At 70.4% G+C, this 426-nt stretch carries 1 pseudogene; it reads right to left on the reverse strand.

Annotated features, from left to right (window positions below):
- Positions 1–350, reverse strand: a pseudogene (locus tag J1M64_RS19350) (MFS transporter); the annotation flags it as partial.
- Positions 351–426: the final 76 nt, after the last annotated feature.

Here is a 426-nt window from a genome sequence, read left to right on the forward strand (position 1 = left end):
GGCGCGGCCTCGAGCAGCCGCGTCTGCAGCAGCGGCGGCAGCGCCCCCATCGCGAGGCCCCACACCAGGATGGCCGCGAAGGTCAGCGGCAGCACGGTCGAGAGCGCGAGCACCACCATCGTCAGCAGCATCACGATCATGCAGGCGACGACACCGGCGAGCGGGCGACCGCCGAGCCAGATGGTCAGCGCCAGCACCGCGATCGCGCCCATCACGCCGTAGGCCAGCAGCGCCGGGCTCAGCCACTCCTCCGGCAGCTGCGCGTGCTGCACCAGGAACGGCGCGATGAACGTATAGAAGGCGTACTGCCCGGTCATCGCCAGCGTGGTCGAGATGATCGCGACGACCATGCCGCTCATCGACACCCGCGAGCCCTCGACCGGCAGTGCCAGCGACCCGGTCTCGGTCGTCGCGACATCCTTCAGG

This window comes from Dietzia sp. KRD202 (assembly GCF_017168155.1).
GTDB classification, from domain to species: domain Bacteria; phylum Actinomycetota; class Actinomycetes; order Mycobacteriales; family Mycobacteriaceae; genus Dietzia; species Dietzia kunjamensis.